Annotated in this window: 14 protein-coding genes; 5 read left to right on the forward strand and 9 right to left on the reverse strand. The window is 57.7% G+C overall.

What is annotated here, in order from left to right:
* The first annotated feature begins 148 nt into the window (after nucleotides 1-148).
* Nucleotides 149-823: a DUF3800 domain-containing protein gene (locus NBH09_RS01205; protein ID WP_124785969.1), complete on the forward strand. Its 675-nt coding sequence runs from the start codon at nucleotides 149-151 to the stop codon at nucleotides 821-823.
* A gap of 313 nt (nucleotides 824-1136) precedes the next feature.
* Here NBH09_RS01205 and NBH09_RS01210 read toward each other — a convergent pair whose 3' ends face one another.
* Nucleotides 1137-2870 (reverse strand): DUF262 domain-containing protein, encoded by a 1734-nt coding sequence (locus NBH09_RS01210; RefSeq protein WP_124785968.1) that lies wholly within the window; start codon nucleotides 2868-2870, stop codon nucleotides 1137-1139.
* Between the two features lie 445 nt (nucleotides 2871-3315).
* Complete coding sequence (gene guaA / locus NBH09_RS01215; RefSeq protein ID WP_250786830.1) at nucleotides 3316-4914, reverse strand: glutamine-hydrolyzing GMP synthase; 1599 nt, start codon at nucleotides 4912-4914, stop codon at nucleotides 3316-3318.
* Between the two features lie 268 nt (nucleotides 4915-5182).
* Here guaA and NBH09_RS01220 point away from each other — a divergent pair, with 268 nt between their 5' ends.
* Nucleotides 5183-6196 carry an asparaginase gene (locus NBH09_RS01220; protein WP_250786831.1) on the forward strand — a complete coding sequence of 338 codons (1014 nt, stop codon included), beginning with the start codon at nucleotides 5183-5185 and terminating at the stop codon, nucleotides 6194-6196.
* Nucleotides 6197-6218: 22 nt separating this feature from the next.
* Here the strand turns inward: NBH09_RS01220 and NBH09_RS10070 are convergent, their stop codons facing one another.
* Entirely contained in the window at nucleotides 6219-6437 is a 219-nt protein-coding gene (locus NBH09_RS10070; RefSeq protein ID WP_035136926.1) for a helix-turn-helix domain-containing protein, read from the reverse strand.
* A 76-nt stretch (nucleotides 6438-6513) separates the two neighbouring features.
* On the opposite strand from NBH09_RS10070, the gene NBH09_RS01225 reads away from it, so the two are divergent.
* A complete protein-coding gene (locus tag NBH09_RS01225) occupies nucleotides 6514-6903 on the forward strand; it encodes a hypothetical protein (protein ID WP_250786832.1) in 390 nt (129 codons plus the stop codon).
* A gap of 9 nt (nucleotides 6904-6912) precedes the next feature.
* On the opposite strand, the gene NBH09_RS01230 is transcribed toward NBH09_RS01225, so the two are convergent.
* The 4 genes from NBH09_RS01230 to NBH09_RS01245 form a co-directional block, all read right to left on the reverse strand.
* On the reverse strand, nucleotides 6913-7296 hold the full coding sequence (locus tag NBH09_RS01230) for a DUF1648 domain-containing protein (RefSeq protein ID WP_117800541.1): 384 nt from the start codon (nucleotides 7294-7296) through the stop codon (nucleotides 6913-6915).
* An 11-nt stretch (nucleotides 7297-7307) separates the two neighbouring features.
* Nucleotides 7308-8384, reverse strand: coding sequence for a redox-regulated ATPase YchF (gene ychF, locus NBH09_RS01235; RefSeq protein ID WP_055309950.1), 1077 nt, complete (start codon nucleotides 8382-8384; stop codon nucleotides 7308-7310).
* Between the two features lie 127 nt (nucleotides 8385-8511).
* Nucleotides 8512-9855, reverse strand: coding sequence for a 6-phospho-alpha-glucosidase (locus NBH09_RS01240; protein ID WP_117848085.1), 1344 nt, complete (start codon nucleotides 9853-9855; stop codon nucleotides 8512-8514).
* Nucleotides 9856-10010: 155 nt separating this feature from the next.
* Complete coding sequence (locus NBH09_RS01245; protein ID WP_346982335.1) at nucleotides 10011-11627, reverse strand: alpha-glucoside-specific PTS transporter subunit IIBC; 1617 nt, start codon at nucleotides 11625-11627, stop codon at nucleotides 10011-10013.
* A gap of 333 nt (nucleotides 11628-11960) precedes the next feature.
* Here NBH09_RS01245 and NBH09_RS01250 point away from each other — a divergent pair, with 333 nt between their 5' ends.
* Both NBH09_RS01250 and NBH09_RS01255 read left to right on the forward strand, forming a co-directional pair.
* Nucleotides 11961-12986, forward strand: coding sequence for a zinc-dependent alcohol dehydrogenase family protein (locus tag NBH09_RS01250; RefSeq protein WP_118080958.1), 1026 nt, complete (start codon nucleotides 11961-11963; stop codon nucleotides 12984-12986).
* A 65-nt stretch (nucleotides 12987-13051) separates the two neighbouring features.
* The gene (locus tag NBH09_RS01255; RefSeq protein WP_250786834.1) at nucleotides 13052-13807 is read left to right on the forward strand and encodes a GntR family transcriptional regulator; all 756 of its coding nucleotides are present in this window, start codon (nucleotides 13052-13054) and stop codon (nucleotides 13805-13807) included.
* A gap of 131 nt (nucleotides 13808-13938) precedes the next feature.
* Here NBH09_RS01255 and NBH09_RS01260 read toward each other — a convergent pair whose 3' ends face one another.
* Nucleotides 13939-15192: a 4Fe-4S binding protein gene (locus NBH09_RS01260; RefSeq protein ID WP_250786835.1), complete on the reverse strand. Its 1254-nt coding sequence runs from the start codon at nucleotides 15190-15192 to the stop codon at nucleotides 13939-13941.
* Nucleotides 15193-15343: 151 nt separating this feature from the next.
* The gene (locus NBH09_RS01265) at nucleotides 15344-16411 is read right to left on the reverse strand and encodes a glycerol dehydrogenase (protein WP_250786836.1); all 1068 of its coding nucleotides are present in this window, start codon (nucleotides 16409-16411) and stop codon (nucleotides 15344-15346) included.
* Nucleotides 16412-16463 lie beyond the last annotated feature (52 nt).

Consider the following 16463-nt stretch of genomic DNA (forward strand, 5'->3'; position numbering starts at 1 on the left):
CCCCGCAGGTGCGGTAAGGGCTACCGCACGGGCCGATACTCAAAGCCCATTGTGGCACCCCGAGCCCGCGGAAAGAAGCTGCGCCGCGGGGGAGGCGGCCCCAATGGCTTTCTCATATCGTCTTTATCCATTCCATTAGGAGTCCCCATTGGCCAAGGAGCTCAGCATCTTCGTCGACGAGAGCGGCGACCGCGGCGGCAAAGCTCGCTACTACCTGCTCACACTCGTCTTTCACGACCAGGCAGACAGCATCGCCGAGGCGGTCACGGGCTATGAGGCCAAGCTTGCCAGGGCCGATCTCCCTAACATTCCGTTTCACTCCGAGCCTCTCATGAACGGGCACAAGGACTATGAGTTTCTTGACATCGAGCAGCGCAAGGTGATGCTCGCCTACTTCTCCTCGTTCGTCCGCAAACTTCCCATTTCCTATATCACGTTCGTCTACCGTCGCAGCCAGTTCGAAGACCCGGCAAGGCTAATGGAGCGCATGGGACGCGACATCTCCTCCGCCATGATTGAACACCTGGGCTTCTTCCAGTCCTTCGACGATGTGAAGGTCTATTACGACAACGGTCAGGACATTGTCAAGCAGGCGCTCGACCGCTCGGTGGGCAAGGTCCTCTCAAAAGGGGTCGTCCGACGCCGTAAAACCTCGATGACCGACTACCGCCTCGAGCAAGTGGCGGATTACCTCTGCACTATCGAACTTGCCTTGGTCAAGTACGAGGCCAAGGAGAACGGTGAGACGTACAACAAGTTCTTCGGTGGTATCGGCTCTTTCAAGAGGAACTGGCTCAAGCAAGCCCGCAGCAAGCGGATATAGGTGGTTCCGTAATCTCATAGGGAACGGCCATCTCTCCTCCGGCCAGGAGTCCCAAGTGGCACGCTTCGAGCAGCGATGGCGAAACGCAAGCAATGGCGTCGAGGGCGCCTCGTGCGCTACATTGTGTCCATGTGGTCATCTCCTATCGTCTCAGCGTGGTAACTGAAGATTCTAGGCGGTGGCCACACCCCTTTTCCGGGGTGCTGACACCAACGTTTGGCACGCAACCGCAGTAGACGGCAACGTCCGTCTACTGAGCAAAAGCAACGAGCTTTTCCGGGTCCAAGACCGATAAGCGAAGATGAATCAAGTTTTACTCCCTTAGCAGGCCCAACTTGCCAAGCCACTCGACAAAAGTAGTGATGATCCGCTCGGTGCGCATTTCGATGTCGCTCTCGGCGAAGTCGCCGCATCGCGCAATTTCCACGAGTTCGCGAACAGCGGTCCCCGACACCTCAACGCCCTTATCGTTCACATAGCCCTCATAATACTTGCGTTTATCCGTCAGTTGGTAATCTGAGGCGCGAATATTTACGCGCTTCTCCAACATCGCCTTGTTTCCTAGTGCTTCAAGATTTGAGCGATTGGATAGCGGGTGCACCTCGTTACGCTTTCTTGCATAGATGTGTTCAATCTCGAGCGTTGTGTCCAAGTCCATGAGAGGTTGCTTAGGATCTGAATAGGCCCACCAAACAAGCATCGATCGTGTGAAGCGACGCTGGTTGGTGAACTGATAGCTTCTGAAGCGTCCCGTAATTGTTTCACGGTCGAACAGATGGGCTGAAAAGTCGACCTTGCGACCTTCTACGATATCTATGAGTGCGGGATAGACGGGACCGCGCAGGGCGTTTACGCCGGGACGCTCAAGTGAGTAGGCGTAGATGAATCCAGTGATGTAGCAAAGGAAATCGTAGAGCTCTTTGTCGTCTAGCTCGCCTTTGGTATTGCGCTTTGCCAGGAACCAGGTACTCAACAGATAAGCCCACATGCCGTTGGGTGCATAATTGAGAACGAATAGACGGCGTGCTACACGCTCGGAAAAGCCCTCCTGCGCATCAACCCGTTTCCAAAAATCGAGCAGAGACTCCAAATCGTCGAGCGTCGCGTCCTCGCGTAGGATTTCGTACGAGCTGTCGCTGTAGAAGTCGCGTAGACTTTTGGTTGTCGTGTCGCGGATGCCCTTCTTTGCACGGCGATAATACATATAGCGGGTGAAAAGCTCGTCGAGCGGCGTGCCCGAGGTTGGTTTGAAAATGAGGTTGGCTGTTTCCTCAAGCACTTTCCAACGCGCAACGAACTCGTCTTTGCGACCCTCGATGGAGAAGTGCTTGTAGAACTGGCTCTTAAAGATGTCAGCGTCTGCCAACGGGAGTCCACGGTCGTTCAAAGTCGAGAAGATTCTGAGCGCGGTGTCCTGGGATTCCGCTTCGATGGGAAGCAAGATTACGTTATTGAGAATGCGAGCGGCAAATAGGGCGATGTAGCTTGGCCACTCGCTTGCCATTTCGGCCATTCTTTTAGAGAAGAAGGCGTAATTGCGTGAATAGGCGCTGTGGGCCATGGGGCCCACGGAGCCGTGGCGCAATATATCTAGAAACTCATCTTTATCGGAATCGCTCGCCACCTCTGAATCGATTTTCAGTGCATTCATGTCGGGGTCGTCGAACTCATCGGTCTTCCAGACGCAGCCAGCAATCGAGTCACGCACTTTAATTGACTGCTTGTCCTTCATGTTTGCGAACTTGTCGTAAAACGCCCTAAGCAGCAACATGATGGTTGTAAGTCTCTGCTGGCCATCGATTATTTCAAGCTGGCCTGCGTCGTTCTTGAAAGTAACAATGGGGCCGAGGAAGTATTCATCACTAGTGCTTTCGAAGGCGTCGCAGTCGTCGTTGGGAAACGCGAAGGTGAAGAGATCGTCCCATAGCGTTGCACACTCGTCTTCGCCCCAGGCGTAAGGTCGCTGGTAATCTGGGATGAGGAAGTCCGAATGCTTATCTGTAAGGAGCAGCTTGATCGTTTTCTGGTCGATGTTGAGCTTGGACATGCTGGAAACCTCCGTGCGGATATCTTTTTGCATCCAGAATTATATTTCACAGAGTAAATAAGGTGCTTGATGACGGCACGATAGGACCAGAGAGCGCGGGGACGAATTGAAGGCCCGCATCCAGCACTCTCTTTATGTTCTAGCGGTTATTAGTCCCAAATAGCATGGAGAACCGCGTGCCCACTCACTTGGGATAAATCCTTACTCTCGTTCTTCCGAATACCACCCGTACTTTGTCATCTTGAAATACGGGGAGTAAATGGCGAAATCGCAGGTGAAAGGGAGTAAAACGGCAAAGAAAAAGCCTCCGTCCCAACGCGGGAACGGAGGCCAGATTATCGTTTTACTCACCGCCGTCGCTGGCGGCTTTGCCGTAACTCTCGTACGAAACGAAACTCAGGAGCACAGTGCAATACTCAAAAGAGCAGGTCAAAACCCTGTCAGCCTACTCCCACTCGATGGTCGCAGGCGGCTTGGACGTAATGTCGTAGCACACGCGGTTGGCACCGGGAACCTCGGCCACGATGCGGCCCGAGATGCGGGCCAGGACGTCGTAGGGCAGCTTGGCCCAGTCGGCAGTCATGGCGTCGCTGGACTCCACGGCGCGCAAGATGATCGGGCGCTGATAGGTGCGCTCGTCGCCCATAACGCCAACGGACTTGATGTCGGGCAGGACCGCAAAATACTGCCAGCAGCTGTGCTCGGAGTTGCGCTCGCCGGTCTGCTCAAACAGACGCTGGTTATAGGCGTCGAGCTCCTCGCGCACGATGGCGTCGGCATTCTTGAGAATCTCGAGCTTCTCCTTGTCGACCGCACCGATGATGCGGATGGCCAGGCCCGGGCCCGGGAAGGGCTGACGGAACACGATGTGACCCGGCAGGCCCAGCGCCAGGCCAAGCGCGCGGACCTCGTCCTTAAAGAAGTGATCGAGCGGCTCGATAAGGTCGAAGTGCACGCCCTCGGGAAACGGAATCAGGTTGTGGTGGCTCTTGATGGTGGCCGTCTTGCCGCCCGTCTTGCGAGCGCCGGACTCGATGATGTCGGGGTAGATGGTGCCCTGAGCCAGGTACTTGACCGGCTTGCCATCGGTCTCGAGCTGCTGCGCCACGGTGAAGAACTCTTTCCAGAACTGCGTACCGATGATGCGGCGCTTCTCCTCGGGCTCGGTCACGCCGGCCAGAAGCTCGGCATAACGGTCCTCGGCGTGGACGTGGATAAAGTCGACGTCGAACTGCTTGGTGAAGACCTCCTCCACCTGCTCGGGCTCGCCCTTACGCAGCAGGCCGTGGTTGATGAACACGCAGGTCATCTGCTTGCCCACGGCGCGGGCGCCCAGCGCAGCCACGACGGAGGAGTCGACGCCGCCGGACAGGGCCAGAATCACGCGGTCGTCGCCGACCTTCTCGCGGAACTCGGCCGTCATGGTCTCGACCAGGTTGTCCATGCTCCAGTTGGGCTCCAGGCCGCAGATCTCAAACAGGAAGTTGCTCAGCAGCTGCTGACCGTACTCGGAGTGCTTGACCTCGGGGTGGAACTGCGTGGTGAAAATCTTGCGCTCGACGCACTCCATGGCGGCAACCGGGCACACGTCGGTGCTGGCGGTAACGGTAAAGCCCTCGGGCACCTCGGACACGGCGTCGCGGTGGCTCATCCACACGGTCTGCTCCATGGGCGTGGAGTTAAAAAGCTTGGCGCCGGCCGTACGCGTGATGGTGGCGCGGCCGTACTCGCCCACCTCGGAGTGGCCGACCTTGCCGCCGAGCGTCACGGCCGTAATCTGATGACCGTAGCAAAAGCCCAGGACGGGAAGGCCCAGGTCAAAGATGGCAGGATCGATGGTGGGAGCGTCCTCGGCATACACAGAAGCCGGGCCGCCGGAAAGGATGAGCGCAGAGGCGTTCATCTCGCGAATCTCATCGGCCGAGATGTCGCAGGGAACGATCTCGGAATACACGTTGAGGTCGCGGACGCGACGGGCAATGAGCTGACCGTACTGCGCACCAAAGTCGAGTACGAGGACCTTTGCGGAAGCCTTTTGATCCATGGTTTCCCCCTCTTGTTGGCGGGGAGCCGATGCCCGCCCGCGCGAATGAACGAAAATAACTTTCATAGTGTACACGTAACCAGCGGTTCTGCGCCCGTCATAGCCATCAGCGCACGGCAAACGCACGACCTGGGCCCCTATTTGACGGCAATTGAAGTGTTACCAAACGTTGCAGATGATGTAATACGTTTGAACATTGGACGCCCTGTGCCACAATACTGCCGAACGACTCCGCCTCTGCGGCGGCAAATACGATAGGAATACCAGCATGAAGCGCATCCTTCTCATCGCCACGGGCGGCACCATCGCATCGACCGAGGACGGCAATGGCCTCTCCCCCGCCCTGACCGGTGAGGAGCTCGCCCAGAGCGTCCCCGAGATCTCGGGCCTCTGCGAGCTCGACGTGGTGCAGCCCATGAACATCGACAGCACCAATATGCGCCCCAGTGACTGGATGCGTATCCGCGACGTCATCGTCGAAGGCTATGCCGACCACGACGGCTTTGTGATCCTGCACGGCACGGACACAATGAGCTACACCGCGGCGGCGCTTTCCTATCTGATTCAGGACAGCCCCAAGCCCATCGTACTCACCGGCTCGCAAAAGCCCATGGGCAATCCCTTTACCGATGCCAAGCTCAACCTGTACCAGAGCCTGCTCTATGCGCTCGACGAGCATTCGCACGACGTCTCGATCGTGTTTGGCGGCGTCGCCATTGCCGGCACGCGCGCCCGCAAACAGCGCACTATGAGCTTTAACGCGTTCATTAGCGTCAACTATCCGCCCATCGCCTATATCCGCAACGACCGCATCGTGCGCAACGGGCTTCACGGCACGCATCAGGACGAAAACCCGGTGCGCTTCTACGACAGCATCGACCCGCGCGTATTTGTACTCAAGCTTACGCCCGGCGTAAACCCGGGCATCCTCGACGCCCTTGCCGATAGCTACGACGCCGTGATTCTGGAGACCTTTGGCATTGGCGGTATCCCCGAGTTTGGTGAATCGGGCGAATCGTTCCAAGAGGCAATTTTCCGCTGGGTCGATTCGGGCCGCACCGTCGTTATGACCACGCAGGTCCCCGAAGAGGGCCTCGATCTGGGCGTTTATGAGGTCGGCCGTGCTTACGCCGATCATCCGGGTATTCTGCGCGGCGACGATATGACAACCGAGACGCTCGTGGCCAAAACCATGTGGGCACTCGGCCAGTCACGCGATGCCACCGAGATCCAGCGCCTGTTCTACAGCCAAGTCAACCACGACCGCATCCCGATGGCGTAATTCAGTTGTCGACGGGTATCCCCTATTCGATACCCTCGAGAAGCTCTGACACCGTCATGCCAAGTGCGGGCGCGATCTTAAATAGAACCTTGAGCGTGAAATTTGCCGTCCCATCTTCGATTCGGTCGAGGTAGGGTCGGCTGATTCCTGTCGCCACACAAAAATCAACCTTGGAGATACCAAGGTCTCTGCGTGTCTCTTCGACCCGCCTGCCAAGAATCTGTTTCGCACGTTCGTCCATGCAGACGAGTTTGAAATGGAGCCGAATATAAACGTAAACTATAGTTTACGTTTTGCCGAATACACAGGAGTTTTCTATGTCGGGTTCTTCGGTCCGCATGTACCGAGCCACGCTTCGCACAAACAGCGCACCGCCCAAGCTCGTCGTCGTTGAAGCAGAATGTCTTTCGCCCGATGAGCGCACAGCATTCGCATTGCTATCAAGTCGAGTCGCCGCTGTTCTGGTCCCTTGCCCGGCGCAAGGTGAACTTGCCATCCAATGCCAAGCGCACAGTTGCTCGCTCAATCAGGCTGCCGTAATCGCAACCAGTCAACGCGGCCTGCCGCTCCTTTTAGAAGCCGGTATCGCGCTCTGCCTCCGCGGTGCCGGATACGAAAACGAGGCCGCCGCCGATGTAGTCTTTCAACCACGATCGAGCGGCGGCCTCGCAGCAGCCATCGAATATGCTTGCAGGCTCGTTGCCTAAAGGCGCAAGCTAAAAGCCCAGGCCAAAGCCCATACCGGTAATCGCCGAATACATAAAGTAGACGTTGATTACGTTGAGAAACACACCCGTGATGCAGCCGTTTCGCAGGTAGCGCTCGCACACGATGCGCGCCATGGCGGCGGATTCCTCATTGTTCTTTGCCTGGCGTCCCGCCGTAAAGTACGTCGCCACGCTCAGCAGCAAGTTGAGCACCGGCAGCGCCAGCAACTCGTAGCTCTTGCCCCAGCGCGTCGCCTCGCCGGCGGCATTAAACTTTGTTGCTACCTCGGGACCAATGTTGGGGATAACACACGCTGCGACCACCAGCGGAATCACCGCAAGTACGAGCAGCGCAATACCCATGTAGCCAGCTTTTTTGCCATATTTAAACATATGCGTCGTCCTTATACGTTAAAGCGGAAGTGCACGACGTCGCCATCGGCCATGACATAGTCCTTGCCCTCAATACGCAGCTTGCCGGCAGCCTTGGCGCCCTGCTCGCCACCGAGCTCGATGTAGTCGTCGTAGCCAATGACCTCGGCCTTAATAAAGCCGCGCTCAAAGTCGGTGTGGATGACACCGGCGGCCTGCGGGGCGGTCGCGCCCTGACGCACCGTCCAGGCCTTGACCTCCATCTCGCCAGCCGTAAAGAACGACTGCAGGCCAAGCAGCTTGTAGGCGGCCTGCGCGAGCACGTCCAGACCGGGCTGCTCCAGGCCCAGGCTCTCCAGGTAGTCGGCGGCGTCCTCGGGATCGAGCTCGGAAAGCTCGGCCTCGATTTTGGCGCAGATGGGCAACGGCTTGACACCGTCGATGGGCGCCAGGTCCTCGTTGAGCATATCCTCGTCTACGTTGGCCACATACAGGATGGGCTTCATGGTGAGCAGGAACAAGCCCTTGGCAGCGGCGCGCTCCTCGTCGGTCATCTCCATGGACGCGGCGCGCTTGCCCTCGTTGAGCCAGGCAAGCAGGCGCTTGGCGACCTCAAACTTGGGCATGAGCTCCTTGTCGCGCTTGGCCTCCTTCTCGAGCTTGGGCAGCTGCTTCTCGAGCGTGCCCATGTCGGCCAGGATGAGCTCGGTCATGATGGTGTCGGCATCGCCGGCGGGATCGACGAACTCGCCCGTGCGGCCCACCTCACGCATGACGTTGGGGTCCTTAAAGTAGCGCACGACCTCGCAGATAGCGTCGGTCTCGCGGATGTTTGCCAAGAACTGGTTGCCCAGGCCCTCGCCCTCGTTAGCGCCCTTCACCAGACCTGCGATGTCGACAAACTCGACCGTAGCCGGCACAATGCGGCCGGGGTTGACGATGTCGGCGAGCTTTTGCAAGCGGCTATCGGGCACGTCGACGATACCCACGTTGGGGTCGATTGTGGCAAACGGGTAGTTGGCGGCAAGACCGGTCTTTTTGGTAAGCGCGGTGAACAGCGTCGACTTGCCCACGTTGGGCAGGCCCACGATACCGATGGAAAGGGACACGACAGCTCCTTTTGGTACAGGTACTTCAAACTGCATAAGTATAGCGCCGCCGCAGCATCTGGGCGAACCCGGACGCCACGGCGGCGCAAATGAAGCAGAGATGAGTGAGAGTTCGAGACTGCAGTCCTTACTTAAGCTCGGGCCAGAAATCCTTGTTGGCCTCGATGAGCTCGTCCAGGATCTGCTTAGCAACGCTCGCCGAAGGAATGGTCTTGGAGAGCGTGAGTGCCTGCCAGAGCTTCTGGTAGCTGCCCTCGACCCAAGCCTGGACAACGAGCTTCTCGACGGAAACCTGCTGCTCCATCAGGCCCTTCTGGAACTGCGGAATCGGGCCCTGGCAGATCTTCTCAAAGCCGTTGGAACCGACGATGCAAGGCACCTCGACCATGGCCGTCGGGTCGAAGTTGGGCACAGCGCCATCGTTGGGGACGATCAGCAGGAAGCGCTCGAGCGTGTTCTCGGCCAGTGCGCAGGCAAGGTCGACGATGTAGTTGGCATGTACATCTGGCTCAAAGCCGCCGTCTTTAGCCGTACCCTTGGCGATGATGTCGCGGCAAGCGCCAAAGACCTTCTTCTCGCGGCCGTCCATAACCTCATTGGCGCGAGTGTAGTTGGGGTCAGACGTCTCGACGACATAGTCCGGGTACAGGTAATACTTGAGGTAGGTATTGGGAATCGTCTCGGGATCGACAGCATAGACATCCTTGGCCTTGCCGAAGGTGTGAATCCAGCTCTCCTCGACATGCTGCTCCTTGCCGGCCTCGTGCTCGATGCCGTCCAGGTAGCCGTTCTTAGCCATGTGCTCCTTAATCTGCGGCATGAGGTCGTTGCCGTCCTTGTCGTAGATCTTGCTCCACCAACCAAAGTGGTTGAGGCCGTAGTAGCTATACTGCAGCTCGCGACGATCCTTGATGCCGCACATACGGCTCATCTTATCCATGAGGTCGATCGGCATGTCGCAGATGTTGATGATGCGGCTGTTGGGGCGCAGCACGCGGCAAGCCTCGGCGACGATGGCCGCGGGGTTGGAGTAGTTGAGCATCCAGGCGTTGGGGCTGTACTTCTCCATGTAGTCGAGGATCTCGATAACGCCGCCGATGGAGCGCATGCCGTAGGCGATACCGCCGGCACCGCAGGTCTCTTGGCCAACGCAGCCGTACTTGAGAGGAATCTTCTCGTCGAGCTCACGCATGGCGTACAGGCCGACGCGGATGTGAGCAAGGACGAAGTCAGTCCCGGTGAATGCGGTCTCGGGGTCGGTGGTGTAGCTAAACTCAACCTCGGGGGCGTTCTCGTGGAAGTAGATCTCGCAGGCCTTGGCCACGGTCTCCTGGCGCTCGGCGTTGTTGTCGTAGAAGGTCACCTTGTTGACCGGGAAGCGGTCGCGCTCCTCAAGCAGCATCAGAGCGATGCCCGGGGTGAAGGTAGAGCCACCGCCGGCAATGGTCACGGCATAGTTTTTCTTGGACATGATGTCCTCCTCATTCTGGCCGCTTGCTCAATCCATCCCCGTACGCGGCCTGCACGGTTTGGAATTGTTACCTAGAAGTGGAGTTTTTTATCTCTAGAATCGGCCTTGCGGTGCATACCGGCTCTGCAAGGCCGATTGTTTCGATGGACGATGGTTTACAGAAGACTCTCGAACTTCTCGCGAACCTGCGGGACGGTAAGGCCGATGATGACCTGGATTGACTGGCCTTGGACCACCAAGCCATGCGTACCGATTGCCTTGAAGGAAGCCTCGGGTGCAACGGCGCCCTTGTCCTTGACGTTAACGCGCAGACGGGTAGCGCAGTTAGTTACATCGATGACGTTGTCCGTGCCACCGAGTAGATCGAGGATGTTCTCGGCAAGCACCAAGCGCTCGTCATCCTTACTCTGGGCGACCGATTTGCTAGCAGCAGCACCGCTCTGCTTTTGCTTGTAGTCGGCCTTGGACTTGAGCTCGACCTCAACATCGTCATCCTCGCGACCGGGGGTCTTAAAGTCGAACTTGATGATCAAGAAACGGAAGACCACGACCCAAAGAGCGGTAAAGCACAGACCGACAAGGATGGAGATGGCGTACTGCAGACCGTGTGCGGCCCAAAGGGGCAGCCAGTCCCACGAGAGCATCGAGATGATTCCGCCGTCGAAGATGCCCACGACGCCAAGGAGGTTTTGAGCCATGCAGCCGAGCGCTCCGAGCACGCAGTGGACGACGAACAGGCCGGGCGCAATGAACAGGAAGGTGAAGTCAAGCGGCTCGGTAATACCGCAAAGCATAGCGGTAAGGGTGACGGGAATGAGCAGAGCCTTGACGCGCTGCTTGCGCTCGGGTTTGGCGGTCATATAAAACGCAATGGCGACGCCGAGCGAGCCGAAGACCTTAGTCCAACCAGGGCAGGTATAGGCAGCCCAGGGTGCGGCATCCTTAAGAGCAATGCTCGGATCGGCAGCCAGTTGGGGCAGGATGTTGGCCCAAGCAGCAAAGATGCCACCGTTGACCGCCGCGTTGTCGTAATAGAACGGCGTATAGATAAAGTGGTGCAGGCCTGTAGGGATCAGCACGCGCTCGAAGAAAGCAAAGACGCCCACGCCGAACGTACCGGCGGAAAGGATGAATCCCTGGAAGGCGGAGATAGCAGCCTGGACATGCGGCCACACCAGGCAGGCGATAAGAGCGACCGGAACCATAACGAAGAAACCGATCATATAGATGAACACGGAGCCCGAGAACACGCCCAACCACTCAGGAAGTTCGGTGTCGAAGTACTTGTTGTGAAGCATCGTGGCGATACCTGAAATGATAAGCGCGCCCATGATGCCCATATCAAGCGTTTTGATGCTTGCGATAGTGGCAAGACCAGTACCGCTGCCCGCCTCGACAGAGTAGTCGACCCCAAAGACAGGGCCCCACTGCCCCAAGATTGTGCTTACAAAGTAGTTGAAGGTAAGGTAGATGGCCAAAGCCTCCATGCAGCAGCGAGCGTTCTGCTTGTTCGCGAGCGAGATTGGCAACGCTACGCAAAACAGCAAAGGCATCTGGTTAAAGAGCGTCCAACCACCCTGGAGCAGCACATTCCAGCAATCAAACCAAAGATGGCCCGCAGTGGCCATCTCGCCAAAGATCGCCTCGGTGGTAAACAACGTACCCAGGCCGACGACGATTCCGGAAAATGCGAAAAGAATTGCAGGCGTGTACATTGCACCGCCGAAACGTTGTATCTTTTGCATCATGACGGGGAATCCCCCTCTCTTCATTCGGAGCGGCTGCGGTTTTGGCTTCACTCGAGACCGCAGACGCGCCGTTTGCGTGTACCTCGTGCAATAGGACGGGTGGGCCCGTGTCCCCGACTTCTTGCGCTTCTATTTTTATCATATCACTTATCTAGACAAGTTAGCATCAATACTACGGTCGGTAAACGGTTGATTATTAGCCGTAAACGGTATATGTCCAGTATTTCACCTGCTAAAGCTGATATAGCTGATGGCCACAATTCATAATTCTTTTCTACTTGTCTAGATATGCTTGTCTATATCTGCATACACGCCTATACTTCATTACAACATTCACCGCCACGTTAAGGAGTCACCATGAAAAGCGCGGTCTTCTATGGAAAGCACGACCTCAGAGTCGAGGAATCGGCAAAGCCGGCCGTGGGCAGGCGCGACGTTCTGATCAACGTCAAGGCTTGCGGCGTCTGCGGTACCGACGTTCATATCTATGAAGGCGACAAGGGCGCAGCGGACGTTACCCCGCCCACGATCCTTGGTCATGAGTTTGCGGGCGTTGTCGAGGCCGTGGGCAGCGATGTCGCTGGCTTTAAACCGGGCGATCGCGTGTGCATCGACCCAAACCATCCCTGCGGCTGCTGCGAACCCTGCCGCGACGGAATCAACCACTACTGCGAGCATATGACCGGTTACGGGACCACCGTTAACGGCGGCTTTGCCGAGTACTGCTCCGTCGATATGCAGCAAGTCTACAAGTTGGGCGATCACACCAGCTTTGAGCAGGGTGCTATGACCGAGCCCGTCGCCTGCTGCCTGCACGGCATCGATATGTGCAACATCAAGCCCGGCAGCACAGTTGTCGTTATCGGCGGTGGCATGATCGGTCTGCTCATGATGCAGCTTGCCAAAAACGCCGGCGCCACCAAGGTCGTCTTGCTCGAGCCCGTCGAGGGCAAGCGCGAGGTTGCGCTCAAACTCGGCGCCGATCTGGCAATTGATTCCATCCACGAGGACGTCCCGGCCCGCCTGGAGCAGGAGGGCGTCGGCAACGTCGATGTCGTTATCGAGTGTGTTGGCAAGCCCGTCACCATCGAGCAGGCCATCCAGATCGCCGGCCACAAGGCTACGGTCATGATGTTCGGCCTCACCAAGCCCGATGAGACAATCACCGTCAAGCCCTTCGAGGTCTTCCAGAAGGAGCTTGTGCTCACCTCGTCCTACATCAACCCTTATACGCAGCGTCGCGCGCTCGAGCTCATCGACTCTGGCAGGCTCGACGTATCCTCGATGGTCGCCAAGGTGGCTTCCCTCGACGAACTCGGCGCCATCCTGTCAGACCCAGCTCTGCGTGCCATGGGTAAATATATAATCGACCCCAGCAAGTAAATCGATTGACACCTGCGCGGACGGCCCTCATCCGTCGTTCACGCACCCAGCTCTAGGAGACCGTCATGGCGCGAGCCATCTTCCAAACTATTTATGACAACGTGAAGCAGTCGATTGACGACGGCACATACGCCTATCAGAGCTATCTGCCTTCGGAGACTGAGCTCACGCAGCTGTTTGACTGTTCGCGCATGACGGTCCGTCGCGCCATCTCGATGCTTGCGGCAGATGGTTACGTGCTCCCCCAGCAAGGCAAAGGCATGCGCGTCATTCGCAACATCAGTGACGAGAAGAGTCGTGGTGGCGGCGGACTCGAGACCTTTAAGGAAATCGCGGTCAACCGAGGCTTTGAGCTCAAGACTGTCACCACCGTCTTTGAGCTCCTCATCTGCAGCAAGGCGCTCTCCAAGATTACCGGGTTTCCCGAAGGCTGTGAGCTCACACGCGCCAAACGCATCCGTTATGCAGACGGACAAGCCGTGTGCTCCGACGACTCCTATTACCTAAGCTCACAGGTACCGGGGCTGACGCCCGAGATTGTCAACGACTCGATCTATCGTTACCTCGAAGAAGGCCTTGGCATTAAGATTGCCACGGGCAAACGCGATGTAACGATTGAGCATCCCACGCCCGAGGATGCACGCGTGCTCGATCTCGACGACTTTAACGCACTCGCCGTTGTACGCGGACAGACCTACAACGCCGACGGCATCCTTATGGAATACACCGAGACAAAGCAGGTTCCCAGCTTCTTTTTACTCCACGAAACGGTCACCCGCCGCAATAACGGCAGCGAGACCCATCAGAGCAGTATGAGCTAACCATCTATTAGTTGCGGTGGGATAGTTCCTAGAATGGCCAGCTTAAGGGCAAAACAGGAACTATTCCACCGCAACTTCTTTGGCCGGTGGGGCAGTACCTGTCCCACCGGCCATCATTTACGCTCTTTTAGCTAGTCCGCGAGCTTTTCCACTTGGTCGAGCATCTTGTTGAGCTTTTCCTTTGCCTCAGCCTTGACCTTCTCAGCTTCTTCATGAGCCTTTGCCTTCTGAGCGGCCTTTTCCTCGGCCTCGGGGTCGACGACGACCAAGTTGGACGCATCGTGCTCAACAAGCTTGAGCGCATGTTCGGGACAAACCTTGACACAGGCGCCGCAGCCTAAACAATACGTGGACTCCAACGCAAAGCGGCCGCTTCCCACCAGGTCGCAGGCAGATGTGGGGCACGCATTGACGCACTCGCCGCACGACGTGCACTTGTCAAAATCGCACTCCGGCGTGCTCACCTGCATGTTCTGGGCAAGCTCGGGATGGTTCTGCAGTGTCGAGAGCACCAGCTGTCGCCCGTGCGTGAGCGAACGGCGACGCTTGGTCGTCGTGGTGCCGCACATGGTGCTGAGCGTGCGCTCCAGCTGGGTAATCTGATGGCGATGGGCTTTGAGCTTTTGCGTCACCGAGGCCAGCGCCGCCGTCGCCGGGTTGAGCTTGGTCACCGTCAGGCCCGTCGTGCGGGCGATCTTTTCCATGTACTCCTTGCGCTCGTACTCGCGAAGCTTATGGCACTTGAGGCTCTTGGGGTCGACCTCAAGGCCCATACCCGTGCCAGACCACTCCTCGGCCTTCGCAATCGCCTCGCCCAGAATGTCCTCACCGCCGGTGTTGCGGCATTTATCGCACACGCCCAACGGCAGGTAGACGCTCACGTTGGGATAGTCGGCCAGCACCGAGAACCAGGTCTCGGCCGTAATATCGCCCACGCAGGCGACGACGACCTCGTTTTCGCGCGGCATGCGCTTAAGGGCGCGCGTGCAGGTGACGTAGGCGGTCTCGTGGCTTGTGGCAGCAGAAACAATCTCGTCATAGAGGTTTTTGGGCGCCAGGCGCGGCGAGATGATCGCCTCGGTCGGACAGGCAGCGGCGCACAGGCCGCACTTGCGACAGGAGTCGAGAATCTCAATGGCATCTTCCTCGACCTCGATGGCATTGACCGGGCACACGTCCATGCACGCGGTACAACCGCTCTTCTCGTTTTTACAGGTCAAGCACGGAATGGTGTTGCCGCGCGGACGCTCCTTATAGTCGGCAGGATTCCACTGCGGCGCCGACGGATCGAGTGCATCGGTCACACCGCCAAGCGGGTTTTTAAGAAAGTCGAAACCCTTGCTGATCTCGATAATGTCATCAAACAGATCGTGTTCCTGCGCCATGCGCGGCCCCTCCCTGAGCAGTGCAAACAAGCAACGATAAATGATACGCCATCAGCACCCGCCTCGGGCAAATTACACGCGGAGCATCTTTGCGGCAAATAGCCCATGGCCTATCGCCGACTCGATTGCACAAGGTCAATCAAGAGCCAAACTATGCCTCGCACATGAGCTGCACGAGCTTTTGTTTGGTCACCTTGGCCTGCTCGTTGGCCATATTACGCCCGTTTCTAAAGACCGCATTTGCAACACTCTGCAGATCGGCATCGGAAATCTCGCCAAGGCCCAGCTCCTCGAGCGTCGTCGGCAGACCGACGCGTTGGCAAAACTCGAGCACCCGATCAAGCTCGGGTGCACGCTCCAGACGAAGCTGAACCATCAGACCAAACGCTACGGCCTCGCCGTGCATGGCCTTGCACTCGGGCAAAATCGTCAGGCCGTTGGCGATCGCATGCGCCAACGCCAAACCGCCACTCTCAAAGCCAACACCCGAGAGCAGAATATTGCACTCGATCAGGCGCTCAACTGCCGGCGATGTACGGCCCTTTTTGAGATCGCGCTTGGCAGCGACGCCGCACTCCATGAGTGTGTCATAGCAGGCACGAGCCGCAACCAAGGCCAAGTGCCCCGGCGCGCCACCGTGCTCGTTGGCACCGTGCGCCGCGGCGCACGAACGCGCCTCGAAGTACGTTGCCAGTGCGTCGCCCATGCCAGCGACCGTCATACGCAGTGGGGCTGCCGCGACCACGTTGGTATCGACCACGACCAGGTCTGGATTCTTCTCGAGCATCAGGTAGTGGTCGAACGACCCATCCTCGTGATACAGCACCGAAATCGCGCTGCACGGACCGTCCATCGAAGCCGCCGTGGGGCATACGCACAACGGCACCTCGGCATAAAACGCAACGGCCTTGGCAATATCGAGTATCTTGCCGCCGCCAATGCCCACCACCATGTCGCAATACTCGGCCCGGGCTTCCTTAGCCATTTCGACAACGGCGTCTTCCGTACACGGACCGTCATAAATCTTAAAGAACGGCTCACTTAGATCTTCGTCCAGAAATCCATCGACGATCTGCTTGCACAGCCGATCCTCGGTGCCCTGGTCAAACAAGACATAAGCAGCGCAGCCCAACCATGACAAATACCTGCCCTGACGCGAAAGTTCGCCCGGCCCCTGAACATACCGGCCGGGACCGCCATAAACCATGGGAAGCGCCATACGAGAATCCGCCCTTCATCAAACAACGATTGGTGCAAAGTAACCTGCCCCC

The organism is Collinsella sp. BG-O-102, assembly GCF_023656745.1.
GTDB lineage: Bacteria > Actinomycetota > Coriobacteriia > Coriobacteriales > Coriobacteriaceae > Collinsella.